Annotated in this window: 19 protein-coding genes; 17 read left to right on the top strand and 2 right to left on the bottom strand. The window is 41.4% G+C overall.

The genetic code is table 11. The features are described 5' to 3' along the window. Nucleotides 1–70: 70 nt before the first annotated feature. Both EF384_RS05225 and EF384_RS05220 read left to right on the top strand, forming a co-directional pair. Entirely contained in the window at nucleotides 71–2,542 is a 2,472-nt protein-coding gene (locus EF384_RS05225) for a DUF975 family protein (protein WP_123779953.1), read from the top strand. An 82-nt stretch (nucleotides 2,543–2,624) separates the two neighbouring features. Next, nucleotides 2,625–2,759 (top strand): YvrJ family protein, encoded by a 135-nt coding sequence (locus EF384_RS05220; RefSeq protein ID WP_199729725.1) that lies wholly within the window; start codon nucleotides 2,625–2,627, stop codon nucleotides 2,757–2,759. Between the two features lie 114 nt (nucleotides 2,760–2,873). Here the strand turns inward: EF384_RS05220 and uvrC are convergent, their stop codons facing one another. After that, complete coding sequence (gene uvrC / locus EF384_RS05215; protein ID WP_123779951.1) at nucleotides 2,874–4,736, bottom strand: excinuclease ABC subunit UvrC; 1,863 nt, start codon at nucleotides 4,734–4,736, stop codon at nucleotides 2,874–2,876. 316 nt (nucleotides 4,737–5,052) lie between these two features. Here uvrC and EF384_RS05210 point away from each other — a divergent pair, with 316 nt between their 5' ends. The 6 genes from EF384_RS05210 to EF384_RS05185 all read left to right on the top strand — a co-directional run bounded on the left by EF384_RS05210 (nucleotide 5,053) and on the right by EF384_RS05185 (nucleotide 12,622). Next, entirely contained in the window at nucleotides 5,053–6,441 is a 1,389-nt protein-coding gene (locus EF384_RS05210) for a metallophosphoesterase (protein ID WP_123779949.1), read from the top strand. Between the two features lie 36 nt (nucleotides 6,442–6,477). Beyond that, entirely contained in the window at nucleotides 6,478–7,857 is a 1,380-nt protein-coding gene (locus EF384_RS05205) for a DEAD/DEAH box helicase (RefSeq protein ID WP_123779947.1), read from the top strand. Nucleotides 7,858–7,942: 85 nt separating this feature from the next. Continuing rightward, nucleotides 7,943–9,322 carry a bifunctional UDP-N-acetylglucosamine diphosphorylase/glucosamine-1-phosphate N-acetyltransferase GlmU gene (glmU, locus tag EF384_RS05200; RefSeq protein ID WP_123779945.1) on the top strand — a complete coding sequence of 460 codons (1,380 nt, stop codon included), beginning with the start codon at nucleotides 7,943–7,945 and terminating at the stop codon, nucleotides 9,320–9,322. 129 nt (nucleotides 9,323–9,451) lie between these two features. Next, nucleotides 9,452–10,459, top strand: coding sequence for a ribose-phosphate diphosphokinase (locus tag EF384_RS05195; RefSeq protein ID WP_123779943.1), 1,008 nt, complete (start codon nucleotides 9,452–9,454; stop codon nucleotides 10,457–10,459). A 137-nt stretch (nucleotides 10,460–10,596) separates the two neighbouring features. After that, entirely contained in the window at nucleotides 10,597–11,538 is a 942-nt protein-coding gene (locus EF384_RS05190) for an AEC family transporter (RefSeq protein WP_123779941.1), read from the top strand. Between the two features lie 142 nt (nucleotides 11,539–11,680). Next, nucleotides 11,681–12,622 carry an AEC family transporter gene (locus tag EF384_RS05185; protein ID WP_123779939.1) on the top strand — a complete coding sequence of 314 codons (942 nt, stop codon included), beginning with the start codon at nucleotides 11,681–11,683 and terminating at the stop codon, nucleotides 12,620–12,622. A 97-nt stretch (nucleotides 12,623–12,719) separates the two neighbouring features. Here the strand turns inward: EF384_RS05185 and EF384_RS05180 are convergent, their stop codons facing one another. Next, nucleotides 12,720–13,676 (bottom strand): L-lactate dehydrogenase, encoded by a 957-nt coding sequence (locus EF384_RS05180; RefSeq protein WP_123779937.1) that lies wholly within the window; start codon nucleotides 13,674–13,676, stop codon nucleotides 12,720–12,722. Between the two features lie 710 nt (nucleotides 13,677–14,386). Between EF384_RS05180 and pth the strand changes: the two genes are divergently transcribed. From pth to ftsH, 9 genes are all read left to right on the top strand, one after another. After that, nucleotides 14,387–14,950 (top strand): aminoacyl-tRNA hydrolase, encoded by a 564-nt coding sequence (pth, locus tag EF384_RS05175; protein WP_123779935.1) that lies wholly within the window; start codon nucleotides 14,387–14,389, stop codon nucleotides 14,948–14,950. Nucleotides 14,951–14,974: 24 nt separating this feature from the next. Continuing rightward, nucleotides 14,975–18,658 carry a transcription-repair coupling factor gene (mfd, locus tag EF384_RS05170; RefSeq protein WP_123779933.1) on the top strand — a complete coding sequence of 1,228 codons (3,684 nt, stop codon included), beginning with the start codon at nucleotides 14,975–14,977 and terminating at the stop codon, nucleotides 18,656–18,658. A 14-nt stretch (nucleotides 18,659–18,672) separates the two neighbouring features. After that, complete coding sequence (locus EF384_RS05165; protein WP_123779931.1) at nucleotides 18,673–20,367, top strand: putative polysaccharide biosynthesis protein; 1,695 nt, start codon at nucleotides 18,673–18,675, stop codon at nucleotides 20,365–20,367. 75 nt (nucleotides 20,368–20,442) lie between these two features. After that, complete coding sequence (locus tag EF384_RS05160; protein ID WP_123779929.1) at nucleotides 20,443–20,721, top strand: RNA-binding S4 domain-containing protein; 279 nt, start codon at nucleotides 20,443–20,445, stop codon at nucleotides 20,719–20,721. Nucleotides 20,722–20,816: 95 nt separating this feature from the next. Next, on the top strand, nucleotides 20,817–21,260 hold the full coding sequence (locus EF384_RS05155; RefSeq protein ID WP_123779927.1) for an FtsB family cell division protein: 444 nt from the start codon (nucleotides 20,817–20,819) through the stop codon (nucleotides 21,258–21,260). 98 nt (nucleotides 21,261–21,358) lie between these two features. Then, nucleotides 21,359–21,931 carry a S1 domain-containing RNA-binding protein gene (locus EF384_RS05150; RefSeq protein WP_123779925.1) on the top strand — a complete coding sequence of 191 codons (573 nt, stop codon included), beginning with the start codon at nucleotides 21,359–21,361 and terminating at the stop codon, nucleotides 21,929–21,931. Nucleotides 21,932–22,025: 94 nt separating this feature from the next. Continuing rightward, entirely contained in the window at nucleotides 22,026–23,471 is a 1,446-nt protein-coding gene (gene tilS, locus EF384_RS05145; RefSeq protein ID WP_123779923.1) for a tRNA lysidine(34) synthetase TilS, read from the top strand. A gap of 181 nt (nucleotides 23,472–23,652) precedes the next feature. Continuing rightward, nucleotides 23,653–24,201, top strand: coding sequence for a hypoxanthine phosphoribosyltransferase (hpt, locus tag EF384_RS05140; RefSeq protein WP_123779921.1), 549 nt, complete (start codon nucleotides 23,653–23,655; stop codon nucleotides 24,199–24,201). A gap of 57 nt (nucleotides 24,202–24,258) precedes the next feature. After that, a complete protein-coding gene (ftsH, locus tag EF384_RS05135; protein ID WP_233570042.1) occupies nucleotides 24,259–26,418 on the top strand; it encodes an ATP-dependent zinc metalloprotease FtsH in 2,160 nt (719 codons plus the stop codon). The last annotated feature ends 257 nt before the right edge of the window (nucleotides 26,419–26,675 follow it).

The following is a 26,675-nucleotide window of genomic DNA, read 5'->3' as shown; positions in this document are numbered from 1 at the left end:
GTCTAGAGGAAAGTTTCGTTGAAATTGGGTACATGGTTAACAATTTATCAAAATAAAAGGGAGTGTATTTATGAGTTATAAAATTTCAAGAACGGCTTCTAGTATTAATCAAGAAGCCAAAGCAATTCAGAAGGGAAACACCCTTCCAATTTTAGGTGCTATGATTGTCACCGGCTTAATTACAGGTTTAATTACTTGGTTAGTTAGTGTGGTAACAGGTACAGCAAATACGGATACAGCACCAACATTTATGGTTACAATCGCAAGTTTAATTTCATTCCTTGTAGCAATTTTCATTTCACAACCATTAGAATTAGGTTTAACTTGGGCGACTTTACGTCTAGTAGACGAAGATAAATTTAGATTAGGTAACATTTTTGAACCGTTCAAACGTCAATATATGCGTAATGTTTGGAACCAATTCTTATACAACTTAGTAATTACGTTATGGCAATTACTATTGGCGGCTGTTATTGGTGGTATTGGCTTCTTCTTATTCAGTGTAACAACTGATTTTGCAGCCTTATCTACTTTATTCTCAGGTACAACCATTGATGCAAGTGTTGCGACTGGTTTATTAGCAGGTAGCTTCCTTACATATGCCTTTATTGGTGGATTAATCTTTATCGTAGCCTTAACATTCATTACACTACGTTTAGTAATGAACAACTACTTAATTTACGATAATGATCGTCTATCTGGTGCTAAACCATTGAAAGTTTCTAAAACAATGATGAAAGGTAATGTTGGTAAATTATTTGTTATCGGTTTACAAAACGTTATCGTACCATTTTTAATTAGTGCAGTCCTTTCTGCAGTAGCTGGTCTAGCGTTATTTGTATTAAATTCTGACGTTTTAGCAGGTATTTTAACAGTGATTGCTGCCATTGCTACAATCGTATTGGCCGTTGTATTTACTGTTCGTCAACAAATTGCAACAGCTTTATTCTACCGTTTATTAACGGATGAGCATGGTGCTGAATTAGATGCACAATTCTCAGAATTAGATTTAACACCGGATACACCAGCAAATGAATACCATACTGAAGCTCGTCCAGCTTTCACTGAAGATGCAACTGCTATTCATCCTGCTGAAACAGTGGCAACAGGCGTTGCGGCAAATCAAGCTGTGAATGCTGAAGATGCAAATGCAGAAGCATTAACGGCTGATGAAGTAACAAATGATGAAGAAGTATTCTCTTTAGCAGATGAAGATAATGCCGGTTCAACAGATGCAGCAACAAATGCTTCATCAGCACTTCGTGGTTCTTATGTCGTAGGTCAAGGTGCTGCAAACATTTCACAACCAGCTGTTTTAACATTTGCAGCAGGTGAAGCAGTATCATCAATTAAAGAAAGCTTCACTGTAGAAGCTAATGACTACAACCAAGCAGGTGCACCAGCGCCAGCTGAACGTATCCAATTAGATGCGAAACCAGGTTCAGAAAGTTCAGCAGTACGTGACAACTTTGTGATTGGTGCAGAAGATGCGGCAACAAGTGAAGCTGACGAAAATGCTAATGAAGAGGCATCAGCAACTTCATCAGCATTACGTGGTTCATATGTAGTTGGACAAGATGAAGCAAACATTGCACAACCAGCTGTATTAACATTTGCAGCAGGCGAAGCAGTATCAGCAATCAAAGAAAGCTTTACTGTAGAAGCTAACGACTACAACCAAGCAGGTGCACCAACGCCAGCTGAACGTATCCAATTAGATGCGAAACCAGCTTCAGAAAGTTCAGCAGTGCGCGATAGCTTTGTAATCGGTGGTAATGATGCAGCGGAATCAACTGAAGCATCAGCAACTTCATCAGCATTACGTGGTTCATATATAGTTGGACAAGACGAAGCAAACATTGCACAACCAGCTGTATTAACATTTGCAGCAGGCGAAGCAGTATCAGCAATCAAAGAAAGCTTTACTGTAGAAGCTAACGACTACAACCAAGCAGGTGCACCAACGCCAGCTGAACGTATCCAATTAGATGCGAAACCAGCTTCAGAAAGTTCAGCAGTGCGCGATAGCTTTGTAATCGGTGGTAATGATGCAGCGGAATCAACTGAAGCATCAGCAACTTCATCAGCATTACGTGGTTCATATATAGTTGGACAAGACGAAGCCAACATTGCACAACCAGCTGTATTAACATTTGCAGCAGGCGAAGCAGTATCAGCAATCAAAGAAAGCTTTACTGTAGAAGCAAACGACTACAACCAAGCAGGTGCACCAGCGCCAGCTGAACGTATCCAATTAGATGCGAAACCAGGTTCAGAAAGTTCAGCAGTACGTAACAGTTTTGTAATTGGTGGTACACAGGAGGCAGAAGTTGACCCCGAAACGGGAAAGCAAGATAAGAAACCTTACAGCATTTCAGGTTATAATACACCTGATCGCACAGATTTCGGTAAGGTGGAAAATGCGAAAGATGTTATCTTAGCAGCTGACCGTGTAGGCAATGAAGAAGCCGGTATGTTAAATCCGGATGACTTTGATGCCGAAGTCAACTATGACCCAGAAATTGATCCAAACAACAAATAATCAATAAATGTAAGATGGTAAAACGGCGAAACTTGTCGTTTTACCATCTTTTTTCGTTCTTCTTTCTAAGGAGGTGACGAAGATGGATACCATGGATGTTTGGATGCAACTGATTGGAAACGTTGGTTTTCCTATTTTTGTGTCAGTCTATTTGATGACGCGCACAGAAAAGAAAATTGATGATCTCATCGCAGCTGTCGAAAAATTAGCCCAGTAATCTTTTCACGTTTAAATTCGTAGTCAGTTAACGCGCCATTGCTGATTACAATTATGGTCACAAAAAAGCACTTAGGACATGCTTTCACGTCCTAAGTGCTTTTCTTATGCTATGTTATTCAGTCTCTTGATTCATAGCATCAGCATCTAATACCGTTTGCGCAGTATCAGCTTCCGCTTGTTCATAAGGATTATCTTTTTGCCCATCCCAAGCGACCTTGTGGATCTCAATCGCTACTTTTTCTGGAATGGATAGGGCTTGAATATCGGCGATGCTAGCATCACGGACGGCCTTCATGGTCTTAAAGTGACGTAGAACCTTCGTTCTTGTTTTAGGACCTACACCTTCGATGGCATCCATTTTAGATGTAAAGGATTGCTTACTCCGTGTTTTACGGTGGAAGGTAATGGCAAAACGGTGGACCTCATCTTGAATACGTTGTAATAGATGGAAGGCTTGTGACCTTGGATCCAAAGGCACGATTTCTAATGGGTCACCAAAAATCATATTAGCCGTTCTATGCTTATCATCTTTGACCATACCAGCCACAGGAATGTCTAAACCGAGTTCATCTTCCAAGACTTCACGGGCAGCATTGACCTCAATTGCACCACCATCCATTAGTATTAAATCAGGCATTTGCCCATTTTCTTTTAATAGACGCCCGTAACGACGACGAATGACTTCTTGGGTGGTCGCAAATTCATTGGCCCCTTCAACAGTCTTAATCTTGAATTTACGATACATAGACTTGTTGGGGCGACCATCTTCATAAACCACCATGGCTGAAACCGGGTTGGTCCCTTGGATGTTCGAGTGGTCAAAACTTTCGATGATTTTTAAGTAAGGTAGATTTAAAGCTTCACTCAATTGTTCAATGGCACCGGTTGTTTTTTGTTGCTTCATCGCCAACAAGCGGAATTTATCCAGATGGGCGATTTTCGCATTACGTTGTGCCATTTCTAAGACCTTGTGTTTTGAACCACGCTTAGGCGTTGTCGCTTTGACTTCAATTGTCTCTGACAGCAATTTATTATCCAAACCAGCTGGCACCAAAATTTCTTTAGGTTTCGTATGGTTGGCTTGTTGATAGAATTGCACGATGTAAGAAGTCAATTCCTCCAAGGGTTCTGTATAAACAGGGAATAAGGCCGAATCACGTTTGATAATCGAAAATTGTCGCAACATGAAGACTTGGATAGATATCCAACCTTTATCGAAGTAGTAAGCAAAAACGTCACGATCATTGTATTCCTTACTCATGATATTTTGTGGTTCAACCGTTTGCTCAATATAGTTGATTTGGTCGCGATATTCAGCGGCACGTTCAAATTGCAAGTCTTCTGATGCAGCGACCATTTTTTCTTTCAAGACATTCTTGATGCTACGTACATTCCCGTTCAAGAAACTACGAATCTTGGTTTTTTGTGCTTCGTATTCCTCTAGTGACACTTCATGGTCACAGCAACCGATACATTGGCCGAGATGGTAGTAAAAGCAGGCGCGTTTTTCATTTTTCCCACACTTACGCAATGGATAGGTCTTCTGCAACAAATCCAATGTGCCAGTAGCCGCATAGACATTAGGATAGGGACCAAAATATTCACCACCATCATTCTCAACGATTGATGTAATAATAATTTGCGGGTCGCGTTCATTGGTAATCTTGATATAAGGATACATGGTCCCATGCTTCAACTTGATATTGTAGTGGGGTTGGTGCTTTTGAATCAAATTGATTTCAAGCAACAAACTTTCCTTATCCGTCTGGGTCACAATATAGTCGAAATGATGAATTTCACTAACTAATTGCGCTGTTTTCCCCGTATGCGACGATTTAAAGTAAGACCGGACCCGATTCTTCAAATTCTTAGCCTTACCGATATAAATAATATCATCATTGGCATTCTTCATAATATAACAACCTGGTTGGTCGGGCAGCAGCGTTAAGGCATTCTCAATACGTTCACTGGCCATTTCTTGATCTCCTTTCTCCAAAATTTACTAGGACAAATAGTCCCTTCACAATAGGCTATTATACCACGCACCTCCCAATTTTGGCACTAATAAGCCAGCTGTAAAAAGGACAGTCGCACCTTAAGACTAGCAAAGGTCGAAAAAATAGGGAAATGACGGGAATTATTGCCTTTGTGTTATAAGGATTAGCCCCAATATGTTAGAATAGAGAACAAAGCAAGCGATCGTCAGTCAAGACCAGTTTGCCCATTTTTCACCAACACAGAAGACAGGGACAAGCTGGGGAAGAACTATTCAGCAAACAAGGAGGATCATAATGGCAAAAAAAGGAGCTTTCAATACATTACTAGGTATGGGGACAATAGTCTTAGGGGCGGCCTATGTTTATGGACAGAATTTTTCAGTAGGGACAACGGATTATTTTGTAGAAAATCCGCGATTTGATAATGCCTTGAATGGCTTTACCATCGCCCATCTATCTGATATTCATCTACCCAACCAAATGGTGGATGTGAATGCGATTGTGAAACAAGTAGCTGAGATTCAACCAGATATCATTGCCTTATCTGGGGACATGATTGAAACGGATGCAACTGGGCTAGAAGAAGCTGAGCTATACACCTTCTTACGTGCCTTAACAGACATTGCACCAACTTTTGCGACCTTTGGCAACCATGATGCCGTATCCCTACATCAAAACATGTTGATTCGTGCCATGGCCAAAGCCGGTGTGGTACATTTAAACGACCGTGCCATCACCTATACCTATAAAGGACAAGCAATTACCTTGATGGGACTAGATGACAAAGCAAATCGACACTTCTTAAACGGCGATGCTTTACGCACAGTTTCATTAACAACTGAGCAAAAAATGCAGCCAAAGATTTTATTAGCGCACCACCCAGAAGCTTTCTTGCGTTATCATGAAAATATTGATAAATCACCAGATTTAGTCCTTTCAGGACATGCGCACGGAGGTCAAATTCGCCTACCATTTATTGGCGGACTATTTGCACCTGGTCAAGGACGTTTACCGAAGTATACATCCGGTGTGTTCTACTTACCAGGTAATCCAGCCAAACAAATGGTTGTTTCACGCGGTATTGGCGCGTCTTCATTCCCAATCCGTTTGAATAACCGTCCCGAAATCGTGGCCGTACATTTGACAACAGATATTGACCGCGCGGTTTCAGGATTAACCGAAGCGATTGATTATGTCGCTGAACAAGAAGGTGCCGTAACAAGCAATACAATCAGAGAAAATCATGCAGCTAAGCAAGCAGAACGCGCCCAAGCGCATGGCTACTTTAGCGAAAAAGAGGATCTTGATCTAGCAGAAGTCTCAGCAAGTAATCAGGCTACTGCCGCTACAACGAGTGCTTCAATTGATGCAACAGCAGACGTCATCATTTCAGAATTGAATCATAGAAAAGGTGTCGATGGCTTGCAAACAACACCAGTTCCACCAGCTCCAGTAGCAGAATACGATGACGATGTTGTAGACCGTACGAGCATTGATTTACCAAAATATGAAGTAGCTGAAGAAAAAGTAACCCATGCATCTGACCTAACAGAATCATATATTCTATTAGACCCAGAAACAAAAGAACGCACGGTCGTCGCAGAACGCGTCGATGCAGAGCAAATCTTTTCGGACAATTTGAACGAAGAGATGTTTATTGTGGCAGATCCTAAGAAAAAATAGGCGCCACAAAGCACAAGAGAGAAATTGAGGAACAAGATGAACGAAAATGAAACACAAGTAAGTGGTATTAGTGGTATTGTGGAAAAATTCCCGAAAGCCTTACAAGAAAAATGGTTAGCCAATGGTTTTGACCAAGCAACTGACATTCAAACCAATACATTTGAAGCTATGTACAATAAAGAAGCAGTGATTGGTTCAGCGCCAACTGGATCTGGAAAAACACTTGCCTACCTTTTACCAGTTTTAAGCCGAATGGCCGATGAACGTAGTACTACAGGTAATTTCCGTGGCGGCCTAAAATTAGTTGTTTTAGTGCCATCACAAGAGCTTGCTAGCCAAGTGGGTGATGTAGTCCAAGATTGGGCACGTGCCTTAAACTTTAAATCTACTAAAATTATCGGTGGGGCGAATGTGAAACGCCAAATCGAAAAATTGAAAGACCATCCAGATATTGTCGTAGGGACACCTGGTCGTATGATTGAATTAATTGATCAACGTAAGATGAAAGTCCATGAAGTGGAAACCATCATCATTGATGAAGCCGATGCTTTATTAGACGAAGAACATATTAAACAAACCAAATCATTAGTAAGAAAGATGCCTGGTAAAGCACAAGTTGCCTTATTCTCAGCAACCGTACCGGATACCTTAGCTGGGTTAGCCCAAGATATGTTGAACGGACCGGCTGTTGAAATCTCAGCGGATGCCATTGGTGACGCTTTTGAAAAACAACGTGTAGATGGTTACATTACTGTGCCAGTCCGTAAACGTGATGACATGTTGCGTCGTTTAGCCCAAGTCAAAGGCATGCAAGCCTTAGTCTTTGTACGTACCATGGCTGAAATTGAACAATTGCAACAAAAATTACAATTTAACCATATTGAAACAGCTTATTTACATTCGAAAATGGCTGCACAAAATCGTCAACAAGCAATTAATAAATTTGCGAAAGGCGAGTATACCTACCTGTTCACCACAGATGTGGCAGCACGTGGGTTAGATATCGACGAGCTACCAATGGTTATCCAATACGATTTACCGGCAACACCTGAACAGTACTTACATCGTGCTGGTCGTACGGGTCGTATGGGTAAATATGGTTTAGTGATCACTTTTGTGAATGAACGTTCATTACGTGAATTGAAGAAAAATACAGGTGAAAACATTGAATTGAAAGCCTTCTATACCTATGGCGGTCAATTAACGGATGTCTCACCAGAAGATCAACCACGTGAAGACATTGAAGGCAATGACCCGAATCATGAAGGGGAAGCGCCACGTCAACACAAACCAAAAGCCAAACCAAGCGTCCAACAAAAAGGACCAAAACCAAAAGTACGTAAGAAAAACCGTAGTCGTGATAGTAAAAATAAGGGTTACCGCAAACATAGTGGCCCTAAAACGAACCAAGAGTAATTAGACTAGTCTAGTCAGCTAATCTTGGGTTACAATGAATAAGAAAATAGAAGTTATCAAGAATGTTGAGGAGTGAAGGAAAAAGATGAGCGACCGTTATGCAGTGATTCTAGCAGCAGGAAAAGGGACTCGTATGAAGTCTAAATTATACAAAGTCTTACATCCAGTTGCAGGTAAAGCGATGGTAGACCATGTGTTAACAAGTGTAAATAATGCAGGTATTGATGAAGTGGTGACAATTGTAGGTCACGGTGCTGAAGCAGTCCAAGAATTATTAGGGGACCGTACAAGCTATACTGTACAAACTGAGCAATTGGGTACAGGTCATGCAGTACAACAAGCTGCAGATCAATTAGCTGCCAAAGAAGGTACTACTTTAGTGATTTGTGGAGACACACCTTTATTTACAGCAGAAACAATTACCCGTTTAATCGATGCCCATGAACAATCAGGTTATAAAGCAACTATCCTAACTGCACCAGCTGATGTACCAACTGGATACGGCCGTATCGTTCGTGATAAAGACGACCACGTAATGAAAATTGTGGAAGAAAAAGACGCCAACGATGCTGAAAAACTAATCACAGAAATCAACACAGGTACGTATGTCTTTGATAATGCCTTATTATTTGAAGCCTTAAACAAAGTTGGTAACGACAATGCCCAAGGTGAATACTACCTACCAGACGTAATTGAAATCTTGAAAGAAGATGGCCATGCTGTTGGTGCCTTCCAAATGGATAACTTAGACGAATCATTAGGTGTAAATGACCGCGTAGCCTTAGCGCAAGCCAACAAAACAGCTTTCAAACGTATCAACGAAAAACATATGCGTAACGGTGTAACAATCGTTGATCTGGATGCTACATACATCGAAGCTGATGTTGTCATCGGTGCAGATACGGTAATTGAACCAAATGTTTACATCAAAGGTAAAACCGTTATTGGTGAAGACAACCATATCTATGCGGGTACAACAATTCGCGATTCAATTATCGGTAACAATGTCAAAGTGCGTTCTTCAGAAATCGAAGAAAGTGAAGTCAAAGATGGCGTAGACATCGGACCTAACGCACACTTACGTCCAAACTCTATCATTGACGAAAATGCGCATATTGGTAACTTTGTAGAAATTAAAAAAGCGCATATTGGTGCTGGGACAAAAGTAGGACACCTAACTTACATCGGTGATGCTACATTAGGTAAGAATATCAACGTTTCATGCGGCGTTATTTTCGCCAACTACGACGGCGTTAACAAACACCACTCAACTGTCGGTGATAACTCATTCATCGGTTCAGATGTAACCATCGTATCACCAGTAAATATTGCTGAAAATGCCTTCCTAGCAGCAGGTTCAACCATTACAAAAGATGTACCTAGCAAAGCTTTGGGTATTGCACGATCTCGTCAAGAAAACAAAGAAGGTTTCTGGAATCACCTAGCAATATCTAAAAAAGATTAAGTTTCACAAGTTTTGTCATTGAATTCACATATTACCCTTAATTATTTCACTAACAAAGTAGGGGTTTATATGGTAGAATGGGTACGATAAAGAGTGTCTGATTATATCAGTATAGTGGAGGTAAAAATAATGTCAGTAGCAGAAGCCGATTATGGGCTAAAAATCTTTTCGCTAAGTTCAAATCAAGAACTAGCTGGGAAAATTGCAAGTTCTATGGGTGTACCTTTAGGACAAATTTCAGTATCACATTTCAGCGATGGTGAAATTAAAATTGCGATTGAGGAATCAATTCGTGGGGACAATGTTTACATTATTCAATCAACATCAGATCCTGTAAACGACAACTTAATGGAATTGTTAATTATGATTGATGCTTGTCGTCGTGCAAGTGCCAAAACAATTAACATTGTAATTCCTTACTTTGGTTATGCACGTCAAGACCGTAAAGCACAACCACGTGAACCGATTACAGCTAAATTAGTAGCACGTATGATTGAAAATGCGGGTGCAACTCGTATCTTAGCTTTAGACTTACATGCAGCTCAAATCCAAGGTTTCTTCGAAGTGCCAGTGGACCACTTATACGGTGCGCCATTATTAGCAGAATACTTCTTAAATAATGAGAAATATACTGATTCAGATGTTGTTGTTGTTTCACCAGACCACGGTGGGGTAACACGTGCACGTAAACTTGCTGAATTCTTAAAAGCGCCTATCGCTATCATCGATAAACGTCGTCCTAAAGCAAATGTTGCTGAAGTGATGAACATCGTTGGTAACGTAGAAGGTCGCCATGCGATCATCATCGATGATATGATTGATACTGCCGGTACAATTACACTTGCAGCGAAAGCAATCAAAGATGCTGGTGCCTTATCAGTTGTTGCTTGTTGTACACACCCTGTACTTTCAGGCCCAGCTATCCAACGTTTGGATGATTCTGTCTTAGACGAAGTGATCGTTTCTGACTCAATCTTCTTATCTGAAGATAAAAAAATTGATAAGATCAAACAAGTAACGGTTTCAGAATTGATTGCAGAAGCAATCGTTCGTATCCACGAAAACCGTTCAGTTTCACCATTATTCAACGAAAAATTCAAAGGTGTTCACCACGAAATCGATCGTATTGGTGAATAATCATTATTGAAACAAACTGAAAAGACCAAAGTCATATATTTTGTGGCTTTGGTCTTTTTCCTTTGCCCACGCCTTTTGTGAATATGCTACAATTGATGCAATGTTAAGAAAATATACGGATAACGTGGGGGAATTTTATGTTTGGTTATTTAATGATTGGGTTTAACGCCGTTATGCCCATGGTTATGTACATGTTGATGGGGCAAACATTTGCCAGATCAGGTATGATTCAGCAATCATCATTTAAAGAGTTTAATAAGGCAATTTTCTCGATTCTATTGCCTATCAATTTATTTACTAATATTTATATATCTGATTTTAAGCAAACCTTTAACGCATCAGCTTTGGCGTTTATTTTAATTACTGCAGGAACTTTGTATGCCATTTTAGCTTTTGTGATTCCAAAATTTGAGTCAGAGCAAAAACGCTACGGGGTAATGTTGCAAGGTTCTGTTCGGTCAAACGCCATTTTGTTTGGGTTACCCTTGGGAACAGCCTTGTTAGGTGAAAGTAATATGGGTATGGTGACCATCACGATTGCCATTATTGTGCCTTTTTGGAATATCATGTCTGTGGTAGGTTTCTCACTTTACTCAGATAGCAAAGTTTCCTTTAAACAAATGGGTAAAACGGTGATTACCAACCCAATGGTCATTGCAACGATTATTGGTATCCTAGTGGTATTATTTAATATTCAATTTCCAACATTTATCAATACGACCTTAACCAACATTAATCGTATGGTATCGCCATTAGCCTTGATGGTCATGGGTGGTACATTCTCCTTTAAAGATATTCGTAATTCAGGTAAGTCATTGATTTTCACCCTAAGCAACAAGTTGATTATCTTACCATTAATTGCCATTACTTTAGGTGCCCTTGTAGGCTTTAGAGATGATGCCATTATCTCAATTCTGATTGCCTTTGCGGGACCAACGGCAGTATCTTCATATGCCCAAGCTGTGGCAGCTGGTGGAGATGGTAAGTTAGCCAACCAAGTGGTGGTATTCTCTACAATCTTATCTATGTTCACCTTGGTAGTATGGATTACCTTGATGAAAGTATTCGGTTTGTTCTAAGGCTTTATCTTATGAATCAGTCATTTAAAGATCAAGTGATGCGTTTAGCGCGAGGTTTGATCTTTTTTTGCGGATTTTCCTAGACCTGCGCATACGTGTGCTACAATAAATGCGTTATGAAAATTTCAATTGGAGGCGTATTATGTTTGCTTATTTAATGATTGGCTTTAATGCCGTTATGCCTATGCTTGTGTATATGTTGATTGGTCTTCTGTTGGCGAAGACGGGTTTGATGAAACAGTCAACATTTCGTGATTTAAATAAAGCACTTTTTGCAATCTTATTACCCATAAATTTATTTACCAATATCTATAAATCCGACTTTCAGCAAGCTTTCAACGGGTTCGCGCTAGCCTATATTCTCATTATTGCCCTAGTGGTATTCTTTATTTTGGCCATGCTCATTCCGCGTATCGAAACAGATAAATCGCGCTACGGCCTCATGTTACAAGGTTCGGTTCGTTCCAATGCTATCCTGTTTGGTTTACCTTTGGGGACAGCCCTACTAGGGGAGAATAACATGGGTATGGTAACCATTATTATTGCCATCATCGTGCCGTTCTGGAGTATTATGTCTGTCATTGGTTTCTCTTTGTATTCAGACACCAAACTTTCGGTTAAGGATATGGCGAAAACAGTCTTCACCAATCCAATGGTGATTGCGACCATTATTGGGGTTATCGCAGTGTTATTGCATATTCAGTTTCCCGTATTTCTTGATACTTCTTTAACCAATGTGACGCGCATGGTTGCACCACTTGCCTTAATGGTTTTAGGTGGTACCTTCTCTATTGACAATATTAAAGCATCCAAGGGTGCCTTGATTTTTACCTTAACCATCAAATTAATCATCTTCCCATTAATTGCACTCACTTTGGGTGCATTACTCGGTTTTAGAAACGATGCCATTATTTCTATTTTGATTGCCTTTGCTGGACCAACAGAAGTTTCGTCATATGCCCAAGCAGTTGCAGCAGGGGCAGATGGTAAACTTGCCAACCAAATCGTCGTGATCTCAACTATCCTATCCATCATTACTTTAGTCATTTGGATTTCGTTATTAAAAGCGTTTGGCTTGTTCTAACTAGCGGCGATACTGATAATAATATATATGTAGCAAAAAAAGAAGCGTCTGGATTTGATATCCAGGCGCTTCTGTTGTTATTAAGTTTTATATGTTCTTAGATGTCTAAGTTAGCAAATGCTGTATCTAAAGTATCTTTTAATTTACCTGCAGATAGGTCCATTTGTTGTTGTTCGTGGTCGCTTAAGTCAGCTTCAATAACTGAACGAACACCTTCGCGGTTGATGATAGCTGGCGCACCAATGTAGATGTCTTTTTGGTTGTATTCGCCATCTAAATATACAGATACTGGTAAAATCGCATCTTCATCATTTAAGATTGCTTTTAAAATACGAACTAGAGAAACACCGATACCGTAGTAAGTAGCACCTTTTTTGCCGATAATCTTGTAAGCTTTGTCACGTACTTCGTAGAAGATGTTTACTAAAGTTTCTTCATCAACAGCAGATGTATTTTTCACCCATTCATGAATTGATTGGCCACCGATGTTTGCATGAGACCATACAGGGAATTCAGTATCACCGTGTTCACCCATGATGTATGCATGCACGTTACGTGCGTCAACGTTTAAGTTGTGTGCTAATTCTTGACGGAAACGAGCAGAGTCTAATGAAGTACCTGAACCGATAACACGGTTAGCAGGGAAGCCAGAGAATTTCCAAGTTGCGTAAGTCAAGATATCTACTGGGTTTGTTGCGATTAAGAAGATACCATCAAAACCTGATGCTACAATTTGATCTACCATAGATTTGAAGATACGTAGGTTTTTGTCTACTAAATCTAAACGTGTTTCACCTGGTTTTTGTGCCGCTCCAGCTGTGATGACTACAACATCTGCGTCAGCACAGTCAGCGTAAGTTGCTTTATAAATCTTTTTAGGTGCTGTATAAGCTAGGGCATCGATTAAATCTAGCACATCACCTTCAACGCGATCTTCTGCTAAATCGATAATACCTAATTCTCTACCTACACCTTGAATTGTTGCTGCGTATGCAAATGCAGAACCTACAGCGCCGTCCCCGATTAAAATAACTTTTTGACCATTTTTTGACATGATACATGCTCCTTATCTTTTTGTCCTTTTGTGATAAAGCAAACCATATGGTAAATCTTTCAATAACTCGTGCAAGCTAATGTTGTCACAACCAGAATTGATTGTGTTTTTAGTTAGTGAAATATTTAACATAATAATACCTTTAATGATTCTAAAAAGCAACAGTTTTTCGATTTATTTTTAAAATATTTTGGATGTTTTTGAAACAATAAATATTAGTAAGCTAAAAACCCTTATATTACAGTGATTTTATATTTTTAAAAATACACACGTTGTTACACTTGTTATAATCGTTCTGTTACATATTACAGCATCAGTAATTTGTGAAAAGTAACACAATATCCCAACAGAAAAATCCAAAAAAAGCGACGTAGCAACAAAGTAAACGCATACAAGAATCAAGCAAACTGTATTAGGCACTTACTTATCCTTATTATGACAAAAATGTAGGCGTTTTCCAATTGAAACGATAGCAGCTTTTCCAAAATGATAAAAATTGATAAAAGAAGCTCGAGTAAAAGGCATAGCTGTCCAGTTTTTAATCGCAAATATGATATAATAAGCCCTGTTATATAGAAAAAATGCTGTACGGGGCGCGACCAAAATGGAGGTTGTCTGCCTGTACAGGTTTTTGTGTGTTGCCAAACTTGTCAACACGACTTAGATCATCGAAAAAATGAAATAAACAGAAATAAAGGAGAACTATTGAAATGAAATTAATCGTCGGCTTGGGTAACCCAGGTAAGAAATATGAAGGTACACGTCACAATATTGGTTTTATCGCCTTAGATGAATGGGCAGCGCGTCATAATGAAGCATTCAATAAGACAGGATTTAAAGCCGATTACTTTGAAACATTTGTGAATGGCGAAAAAGTCATCTTCCTGAAACCCACAACATTTATGAATAATTCAGGGGAAGCAGTCATTGCTGTTGCCAACTACTGTGACATCGCATTAGAAGATATTGTCGTTGTATACGATGATATGGACATGGATCCAGGCCGTATTCGTTTGCGCCAAAAAGGATCTGCCGGTGGACACAATGGTGTGAAGTCCATGATTGCCTATCTAGGCACAGATAAAATTCGCCGCATCAAATTAGGTATCGGTCATCCAGGTACCAGTGGTTCAGTCGTTGACCACGTGTTAACCCGTTTTAGCACAAGTGAAAAACCAGCTATGCAAGAAGCAGTAGCTGCAGCCGTTGAAGCAATCGATTTTTGGTTAGCTGGCCACACATTTGAAGATACCATGACCAACTTTAACAACTAATCTGACAAAAAGGAGGTGGCAAGCTTGGATTTACAAAGCTTTTTCTTAAATGAAGCCCACAACAAAGAACTCAAACAGCAAGCCAAAAATGGGCGTTCTGTTCTATATTTAGGCTTACAAGGACCTAGTCGGGCATATGTAGCCAAAACCTTGCTGAACCTAGCAACAGAGCAAAAAGTAGTCATCGTCACCAATAATTTATTACAGGCCGATCATTTCTATAGTGATTTGCAAAACTATTTCGATGACGACCAGTTACATCTATACAATGTACCTGAATCAGTAGCAGCAGACTGGGCCATTGCCAGTCCCGAAGCCCTAGCAGACCGTCTAACCGTCTTGAACTGGGCACGCGACCCTAAAGCATCCGGTGTTTTAATCACACCAATGTTTGGTTTAAAACGCCTACTCGCACCAACAGATATCTGGGATCAAACCCGTATTCGTCTAAAACTAGGTGATGAAATCGAGCCCATCACGCTGGTACAAAAACTGGTTTACCAAGGCTATCACCAAGCAGAAATCGTCATGACACCAGGTGAAATGAGTCATCGTGGGGATATCGTTGACTTCTACCCATTGAACGCCGAATACCCAATTCGTGTATCACTCGGTTTCGATGAAGTCGAACGGATTTCAACCTTCGACCCCAACACGCAAAAATCACTCAAAGACCAGCCAAACATTCAAATTCAACCAGCCGAAGAATTCATCGTCTTACCGCAACAACTGCAAATTCAAGCCGATGCCTTCGAAAAGCAAATGAAAAAACAAGTCGCCAAAATCAAAGACGACACCATTCGTGACATGGTAGAAGCCGTCGTAGCGGATGAGGTTTTCGCTTGGAAAAATGGCGAGACCACAAACAACTCAAGATTCTTCACCGGTTACATGTATCCACAAGCAACCACTTTATTGGATTATCTAGGAGACCAAGCCTTCCTGATTTTGGATGATTATGCACGTCTCGTTCAAGAAGAAGCCACTTGGACCAGCAACACAGAAATGTATCTTCAATCCATGGTTGAAATGGGGCAATTACCCCCTCAAGTTGACGTCTATGCCGATTTCAAAGCGGTCGCACAAGCCTTTGAAGGCCGCAAATTCTACTTTTCTATCTGGCAACAAGGCTTAAACAACTTGAAATTTGATGGCCTATATCAATTCCAAACACGTTTGATTACACAATTCTATGATCAAATGGATGCCTTAAAAGTAGAGTTAGATGCTTGGACACGGACAGGGCGTACCGTCGTCATCATGTTGAAAGACAAAGACCGTGTCAAACAAGTGCAAGCCATGTTACGGGATATTGATGTCGCAACTGAAGCGACGGATGAAGGCAACATTTTTGCCAATAAAATTAACCTGATTGCCGGTGGCTTAGCGGGTAGTGTGGAATTTGTCCAAGAACGCTTAGTCTTATTAGCGGAAGCCGATATTTTCCATACCCAAAAGAAACGCCGTAATACTAAGAAACCACTGATTTCAAATGCTGAACGAATTCAAAATTACCAACAACTAGAGGTTGGTGATTATGTCGTGCATGTTAATCACGGGATTGGTCGTTATACAGGGATTGAAACCATTGAATTTGCTGGTGTTCACCAAGACTACTTAACCGTCGTTTTTGCGGACCAAGCGGCAATCCATGTACCGATTGATCAAATTGACTTAGTCCAAAAATATGTATCTGCAGAAGGTCGCGAACCCAAGTTAAATAAAATGGGTGGTAGTGAATGGACCAAGACCAAGCAAAAAGTTTCAAGCAAGATTGAAGATATTGCGGATGAATTGATTGATTTATATGCCTCACGTGAAGCCCAAAAAGGCTTGGCTTTTGGACCGGATACACCGGAACAAGCAGAATTTGAAGCAGCCTTTCCATATACGGAAACAGATGACCAAATCCGGTCAATTGAAGAAATCAAGAAAGATATGGAGTCTGAAAAACCAATGGACCGTCTCTTAGTCGGGGATGTTGGTTTTGGGAAAACAGAAGTGGCTATGCGTGCCGTATTTAAAGCACTTATGGAAGGTAAACAAGTGGCCTTCTTGGTGCCAACGACAGTCCTTGCCCAACAACATTATGAAACATTTACGGAACGTTTTGCTGACTGGCCATTTGAAATCGGCCTCTTATCACGTTTTCGTTCTAAGGCCCAACAAAATGAGACCATCGATGGTTTGAAAAAAGGGAAAGTGGATATCGTGATTGGTACCCACCGTATTTTATCCAAAGATGTCGTGTTCCTAGATTTAGGTCTCTTAGTGGTCGATGAAGAGCAACGTTTTGGGGTAAAGGCCAAGGAGAAACTAAAAGCATTGAAAGCCAATGTGGATGTTTTAACCCTAACAGCTACGCCAATTCCACGTACCTTGAATATGTCAATGCTGGGTGTACGTGATTTATCTGTGATTGAAACCCCACCTGCCAACCGTTATCCGGTTCAAACCTTTGTGATGGAACGGAATTTTGGTGCGGTGAAAGATGCCATTGAACGAGAAATCGCGCGTGACGGTCAGGTATTCTACTTGTTTAATAATGTCGCCCAAATTGAAGAGAAGGCTGCTTTTATTAATGAATTGGTACCTGAAGCCCGTGTCGCAATTGCCCACGGCCAAATGACTGTTGTGCAATTGGAAAACGTCATGATGGACTTTATTCTAGGTGAGTTTGATGTTTTGGTGACCACGACAATCATCGAAACAGGTGTGGATATTCCAAACGCCAATACCCTAATCGTTGAGGGGGCAGACCGCATGGGGCTATCGACCTTATATCAATTACGTGGCCGTGTAGGGCGTTCAACCCGTATTGCCTATGCCTACTTCATGTATCGTCCAGACAAGATGTTGTCAGAAGTTTCTGAGAAACGCTTGATGGCCTTACGTGACTTTACGGAATTGGGTTCAGGTTTTAAAATCGCCATGCGTGATTTATCGATTCGTGGTGCCGGTAACCTATTAGGTAAGCAGCAACATGGTTTCGTGAACTCAGTCGGTTTCGATCTGTATTCACAAATGCTGCGTGAAGCCGTCCAACGTAAACGTGGTATTTTACCTGCTAAGAAAGCCGAACCAGTGGAAATCACCCTGGGTATCGATGCCTACATCCCACAATCTTATATCAAGGATGAACGTCAAAAAGTGGAAATCTATAAACGTGTCAATGCCTTGGCAAATGTCGATGCTATGTGGGACTTAGATGATGAATTAATGGACCGCTACGGTGAACCACCAGTAGAAACGCAAATGTTACTACAAGTGGGTGCCATTAAATCAGCGGCCGACAGTATTGGTGTCAGCAAAATCAAACGTAATGCCAATGATAAGACTATTGAAGTCGTCTTCCATGATGACTTGGATCAAAAAGTCATGACCCCAGCGATTTTTAAAGCCTTGGAAGACAATCCATTCCGTCTAGCCATTAAACAATCTGGTAAGGCACTGGTTGTAACCCTAGGCTTAGGCAAATTAACCACTGAAGAATGGTTGGATTACCTATTACAATTCATGACTAAACTTGCTACGGATGAAACGGTTGAACAAATGAAAGCTGATCAGTTGGCGCGTGAAAAAGAAGCCTATGAACAAGCTCAAGCCCGTCAACAAGCAGCGGAAGCCGCAGCCAATGAAGCAGCCGTTGACGCTCAAGTTAAAGCAGCACAAGCGCAAGCGGACGAAGCTGACCAAACGGAAGCATAATAGGTGGTGGAAACATGTCTAAGAAAAAAACGCATGTAACGAACAAGCAAAATACCTCGACCACCCAGAAAGCCATGCAAGGTGCGGCTATCCTGACTTTAGCAGCCTTTATCGCTAAGATTCTGTCAGCGATTTACCGCGTGCCCTTGCAAAACCTGGTAGGCAATACTGGTTTCTATGTTTATCAACAAGTCTATCCCATTTATGGGATTGGTATGACCTTTGCTTTAAATGGCTTGCCATCTTTTATCGGCAAACAAGTGGCTTTGGCGCCGGATGCTTATAGTCAAAAACGGGTCATGCAACGCTATAGTGTGATTGTATCTATTTTTGCGGCAATCTGCTTTGCCATCGTCTATTTTGGTGCCGGACAAATTGCGACCATGATGGGTGATGCTTTACTGGCACCGGTTGTGCAAAGTGTTTCCTATATGTTCTTGCTGATGCCCATTTTGTTATTAAGTCGTGGTTATTTGCAAGGACTGAATGACATGGTGCCAACAGCGATTTCGCAAGTGGTGGAGCAATTGGTGCGTGTGGCCGTTATTTTGACGGTTGCTTACTTATTTGCCCAAACACAACTTGATGGCTTACATCCAAATGTCTATACGATGGGCTTTTGGGCCATGCAGTCGGCATGGGTTGCAGCAGCGGCAGCATCTGTAGTCATGGTCTATTACTGGTTGAAAGCCCGTGAAAAAAATATGTATCAAGATTTCTTGGCTGGCCATTATGGTCTAGAACAAGCTAGCACTGGTGGTAAAAATTATCCTGGTCATGCTTGGGGGCACTTGACCAAAGCCTTTGTGACGGAAGGTTTTGTGATTTGCTTCTTCTCGGCCTTGTTGGTTTTCTATCAATTGGTCGATGCTTTTACGGTCTATGATCAATTGGTGGCCAATGGTATGCCGGATGATTTAGCTAAGAATGTCAAAGGGATTTATGACCGAGGGCAACCCATCGTCCAACTAGGCATGGTTGTAGCAACAGCTTTGGCCACTTCATTCTTGCCAACCTTAGCCAAGACCAAACAATTCGACCTTAAAGGGAGTCAACACTTCGAAGCGGTGGCCCGTCAATATTTACGGGTAACATTGGTTTTCTCTATTATTATTACCGGTGGGCTAGTGGCTATTATGCCGCAACTCAACCATTTCCTATTCGCCAGTCGTGAAGGGTCTGGCGTGCTCATGGTCTATGTATTGATGGTGGTAATGGCGAGTTATGTCTTAGCCCAAAACAATGTCTTACAGGCTATGAATCGCTGGTATGTGCCAGGGATAGCCTTTGTGATTGGTATGGTTGTGAAAATGATACTGACACCTATTTTGGTGACGGTCTGGTCTACCATGGGGGCAGCCTGGGCGACCAATATTGGCCTTTTGGTGATGGTTGTCTACTTAGAAGGTCATTTGCCAATGTCATTGCGCTTGCATACTTGGACTAAGGCCATATTGTCAGCAAGTGCCCTAGCAGTTGTTATGGTGGTGGTCACAGCCATCTTGGCCTACTTGTGGCACGGAGTCTTGGGTATGGCAGCCACTCGATTTTTGGACACTGTCTTGATGGCAGTTCAAATATTTGCGGGTGTTTTGACAGCCTGGGTCTTTTTGCGAAAAGTACCGATACTGACCCAAGAGGAGTGGTTGGCTTTGCCTAAGGGTGATTTGATTTGGCGCGTAATGCAAGGGTCGACCTTATCGAGATAATTGTGTTGCGTGTCATGGTATAATAGGATTAGAATAGATGACAATTCAAATTGAAGTAAAAAGGAGCGCGAATTTTTGCGATTAGATAAATTTTTAAAGGTTTCTCGAATTATTAAACGTCGTAGCGTTGCGAAGGAAGTTGCGGACAAGGGCCGTATTTCGATTAATGGTCGTCCGGCTAAGTCTGGTACTGATGTGAAAATCGGTGACGAGTTGTTGATTGCTTTTGGTAGCAAGGATTTGACGATTCGTGTGGATGATATCAAGGAAACAACGCGAAAAGATGAGGCAGATGATATGTTCACGGTGATTTCAGAAAACTACCGTGAAGATAAGGAAAAAGATAATTTATAATCCTGATTTTTGATGGCATAGGGTCTGAATTATTGTTATACTAAAAAGGTATAAGTGAGTCGGATTCAAAAGTATGTCAAAAGGAGGATTTTGCTATGCGGGAAACAAGTCGTCCAGATAGTGAAAATAAGAATGTAACATCATTAGCAGACCACCGCAAAGCGAAGGGCAAGAAGAAAGCAAAGCGTGTGAATTTTGGTGGCAAGGTTATGCGCGTTTTTATAGCTGCATTCGCTGTTGTGATTGCGTATTGCGGTTATGGTATGTATGACGCTAGCCAAGAGCAACAAGCTTTGCAGGAACAGATTGCCTTAACTCAAGATGAGATTACTGGTGAACAAAATGCCATTGATACATTATCACAACAAGCAACTTTGCTAAAAGATGATGAATATGTGGCAAAGTTAGCCCGTTCTCGGTATTATTTAAGTAAAGAGGGCGAAATCATCTTCAGCGTACCTGAGGATAATGCCTCTAAACAAGCTGAAATTTTGAACAAGGCATACTTGCAACAAGATACAGAAACAGATAGTGAGTAATAAACGACTCGTGTTCGATCTTTCGAGGTCACACAAAATGATTGATTGATCATTGGTTCAATCGTAACCAAGCAATTCAAGGAGGATATTTGGAATTCATGGCAATTGAAGTAGGAAATAAAATTACTGGTAAAGTAACCGGTATTACAAAATTTGGTGCATTTATTGATTTAGGCGAAGGTAAGAATGGTTTAGTCCACATTTCTGAAATTGCTGAAGGTTACGTAAAAGACATTAACGATGTACTTTCTGTTGGTGACGAGGTAACAGTTTTAGTAACATCTGTTGCAGATGATGGCAAAATTGCCTTATCTATTCGTCGTTTAAACGCTGATGGTACAGTCAAAGCTGAAGCACCAAAACGTGAATTCAGTAAACCACGTGAACGTTCAAACAATAACAACCACGGTGGTTACAACAAAGATAAAGATGACGACCGCGGTGGACACAATGGTGGTGGCTACCAAGGTAAACCGAAATCAAATTACAGCGCTGGTCGTTCGAATAATGATCGCGGGAATAGCTTCAAATCAAATGCTGGATCACAAGCGGGTACCAAAGATTTCGATAGCTTAATGAGTTCATTCCTAAAAGACAGTGATGACCGTTTGACTTCATTGAAACGCAACACTGAAGGTAAGCGTGGCGGACGTGGCGGACGTCGCAACTAATATAAACGTCAACCAAGGTCGGAGAAATCCGGCCTTATTTTAGTTGTTTGTTTTTGCGAAAAGTTGTCATCATCAAAGAAAGGAGGCGCAGATTATGGGACAAGATACGCAACTGACCAAGCATTTACTAGAATGGTTGGACCAATATGAACCGGGTCTTCGGCGCAAAATCCCACAGGCTTATCAAACACCAGTCGGTCGGCCACGTTTTTTACTGGCGGTATCTGGTGGGGTAGATTCAATGGTTTTGTTGGCGACCTTTGCTGACTTGGCCAAGCAAATTGATTTACAATTTTCCGTCATTCATATTAACCACCATTTGCGCCAGCAGTCGGACGATGAGCAAGCGATGGTCATCGACTTCTGCGAAAGTCAGGCTATCGACTTGCAAGTGGTGGAATGGTCGCATCCGGATCCAACAAATCCGGAACGATCGGAACTGGCGGCGCGCGAATTCCGTTATGCGGTTTTCGAAAAAATTATGGTCATGCGCCAAGCACCTTATTTGGTGACGGCCCATCATTTGAATGACCAGGCCGAAACAGTGCTGATGCGACTGGTGCATGGCGGTCGGATTACCAGCGTGGCGGGCATTCATCCCACACGCCCCATCGGCCTTGATAGCACTAGCAAAAGTGGCTTTGTCTTGCGCCCCTTACTGAATGTGCCAAAAGCCGACTTGTATGACTATGCAGCAAGCCATAAGATTCCTTATATGGAAGACGCCAGCAATCATGACCTAGCCTTTACCAGAAATCGCTTCAGACAGACCATCATCCCGGTACTGACAGCTGAAGATGACAATCTCTTAGACCACCTGGGTCACTTTGCTGAGGCTAGTCAGGCCAGTCAGGACTTCGCCCAAGCCTATATGGCCCAAATCTTGAAAGACATGGCAATGAAACGTGACGAGACTTGGAAAATTGATTTGGGGAAAATGACGGCCTTTAGCCAAGCACAACAAATCCTTTTATGGCAGAGTCTTTTTGATAAGATTGATGCGTCTCTGGTCAGTTTTACACAGGTGGGCTTCGAGCGGATGGTCAACTTCCTTAACCAAGATACAGGTCAGGGGGAATGGCAATTGCCTGGAGATTTCCGTCTGGTCAAGGTTTACGATACGGCCTATATCCTACCCAAAACACAAGTAGATTTTTTTGAGGGTAACCTAAATCAACATGACTATCACCACCAAAGACTGCTATTGAACACTTGGGTCCAACTTGGGAATGACGTCCAGCTTGGTCGCTTTGACCAGGAAATCGCGGTTGGTTCGGATGTACAGGTCATTACCCAGGTGCCTGCAGGGGTTGATCTGGTGGTGAGAGGGCGACAAACAGGTGATTTTATCCAGCTATCCAATGGCCATAGTCAAAAGCTAAATCGTTTTTTTATCAATGAAAAGATTCCGGCGGGTGTACGAGATCAGCTGGTGGTGGTTGCGGACGCGGACCAAGTGGTTTGGGCGGTCCTTGATGGCGATACTGTTTTGTACGCGAATCCGAGTCAGACCGGAGATAAAGTATTGGTAAAATTTTGATTGAATTTAACGCAAATGTTGGCTAATAATGTTAAGATTGATATAATACTTTCCTAATTAATGAAATAGTGAGTGAGATTGACAGCATTTTGTGCTTTTCAATCGTTATAATTGCTATTAAATCAAGTTGTTTGCTAAAATAACTTAGAATTATGAGAAATGAAATGTGGAGGACTATCGAATGCATAACGATGTAGAAGAAATATTATATTCAGCGGAGGACATTGCCGCTCGTATTAAAGAGCTAGGGCAAGAGCTTACGGCTGAGTATCAAGATAAAAACCCAATTGTTGTTGGGATTTTGAAAGGGTCAGTTTTATTCATGTCAGACCTTGTACGTGAAATGGATGTGAAGTTGCAATTAGACTTTATGGATGTTTCTAGCTACGGTTCTGGTGTTGAATCTTCTGGTCATGTAAAAATTATCAAAGATTTAGATGCTGATGTGGCTGACCGTCATGTCATTATTATTGAAGACATTGTTGATACTGGTAATACTTTGGCAAAAATTTACGACTTATTCCAACACCGTAACGCGGCGAGTGTAAAAGTGGTTGCTTTGTTAAATAAACCAGAACGTCGTGTTGCAAATGTGCAAGTGGACTACACAGGTTTTGAAATTCCTGACAAGTTTGTCATTGGTTACGGTATGGACTTCGATGAAGATTACCGTCAATTGCCATACATTGGGATCTTAAAACCAAGTGTTTACGCACATTTATTACATTAAGAACAGTCTTCCAATTGTACGCTACTCAAGAATAAATAGTTAGAACGGGGAAAACGAATGCAACAAAAGAGACCTAACAGACCGAATAGAAATACCTTCATCCGAAGTGGTTTGCTATGGCTGATTATGTTCTTTGCGTTGATGGCACTAGTTAGAACGCTTACCAGCGATTCATCAAGCGGCACGACCGAAGAGTTGACACAATCAGAATTCATCCAAACGCTTTCTGATGGAGAAGTAGAATCATTTTCAATGCAATCGAATGCTGGTGCTTACCAAATTCGTGGTAGCTACAAGACTTCTGATGCAAGTTCAAGTGAAGCTTCTTCTTCAACAAGTGATGGCATCCCTATTTTCCAAGATTTACAAGCCGCAACAGCTTCTGAATTCGTGGTAAATGTTTTGCCTAACGATGATACCCTAGCACAAATTACAAATGCTGCGAATAGCACAGACACAGAAATGACTGCGCTAGAAGAAGACCAATCAGGTATGTGGTTGAGTTTATTATTCACTGCTGTACCAATCATCTTCTTTGTAGTCATCATGTATATGATGTTTAGCCAAAGCCAAGGTGGCGGCCGTAACAACCCAATGTCAATGGGTAAATCAAAAGCTGTCGACCAATCTAAGAAAGAAGTGAAAGTTCGCTTCTCAGATGTAGCCGGTGCTGACGAAGAAAAACAAGAATTAGTTGAAGTGGTAGACTTCTTGAAAGACCCACGTAAATTCCAAGCCTTAGGCGCTCGTATTCCAAAAGGGGTACTTTTAGAGGGGCCTCCAGGTACTGGTAAAACCTTACTAGCCAAAGCCGTTGCCGGTGAAGCAGGCGTGCCTTTCTACTCAATCTCAGGTTCTGAGTTCGTAGAAATGTTCGTAGGGGTTGGGGCAAGTCGTGTACGTGACTTATTCGAAAACGCTAAGAAGAGTTCACCATCTATCATCTTTATCGATGAAATCGATGCCGTTGGTCGTCGCCGTGGTGCTGGTCCAGGATCAGGTCATGACGAACGTGAACAAACCTTAAACCAATTGCTAGTTGAAATGGATGGTTTCTCAGAAAAAGATAACGTCATCGTTATCGCTGCAACCAACCGTTCAGATGTCTTAGACCCAGCTTTACTTCGTCCAGGTCGTTTTGACCGTCAAGTACTTGTTGGCCGTCCTGATATCAAAGGTCGTGAAGCAATCTTGAAAGTCCACGCACGTAACAAGCCATTTGGCCCAGACGTAGACTTGAAAGTATTAGCACAACAAACACCAGGCTTTACTGGTGCTGAACTAGAAAACTTATTAAACGAAGCTGCCCTAGTAGCTGCACGTGTGGACAAACATCAAATTGACATGGTTGATATTGATGAAGCTCAAGACCGTGTAATTGCTGGTCCAGCGAAAAAAGATCGCGTGATTTCAAAACAAGAACGTCGCATGGTTGCTTACCACGAAGCCGGACATACAATTGCTGGTTTAGTCTTAAGCGATGCACGTGTTGTACATAAAGTGACGATTGTCCCTCGTGGTAAAGCCGGTGGTTATGCCATCATGCTGCCACGTGAAGACCAAAGTCTTTACACAACCAAAGATTTACGCGAACAAGTTATTGGTCTATTAGGTGGACGTGCTGCTGAACAATTAGTCTTCAACACACAAACATCTGGTGCCTCAAACGACTTCGAACAAGCCACAGGTATTGTTCGTGCAATGATTACTGAATACGGTATGAATGACGTTTTAGGACCAATTTCTTACGAAGGTAACCACTCAATGCGTGGTGCTTCAAGCGGATACGCAGCAAACAAAACATATTCAGAACGCACTGCCGGTCAAATTGATGACGAAGTACGTAAATTCATGGAAGAAAGCCTAGAAGAAGCAGAACGCATCTTGGCTGAACACCGTGACAAATTGGATATCATTGCTGAGAAATTATTAGAACTAGAAACATTAGACGAACGCACAATCAAAGCATTGTTCGAAACTGGTGAAATGCCAGAATCACATGACGCTGACAAAGACCGTGAACCCGAAGCAAAATCTTTTGAAGAAGTGAAAAAAGACTTGCAACGCGGAGCGGAACAACGTCAATTACGTAACGACGACTGGAAAGCCGACGAAACTGATGCTGATTCAACTACTGGTGAATCTGATGACAATGCAGCGGATGACCAAGAAGAAGGTCGCAACGCACACATTCATCAAGACCGTGACGATCAATAATAGAGTGTGACAAAATACGTTAAGATTGGAAAAATCTAAATAGCCTCGAAGTTCTAGTGACTTCGGGGCTATTTTTTTCGAAATCATGACATGCCTTTGAAGAGTAGTTTTGAAATATTGCGTATTTAAGGCTTAAAAAAGGCGAAATCTGACAACTTGAAGGGGCTGTGTGAACTTTTATGAGAAAAAATGCGTCACACAACGCCGTGTGTGATTCGCCTTTAAAACCACGGCATCACACAGCCCTCTGTGTGACG

Origin of the sequence: Aerococcus agrisoli (genome assembly GCF_003797145.1) — a bacterium.
In the GTDB taxonomy this organism is placed as follows: Bacteria; Bacillota; Bacilli; order Lactobacillales; family Aerococcaceae; genus Aerococcus; species Aerococcus agrisoli.
Note: the sequence above shows the minus strand (reverse complement) of the source record. Positions and strands in the feature narration are given on the sequence as shown.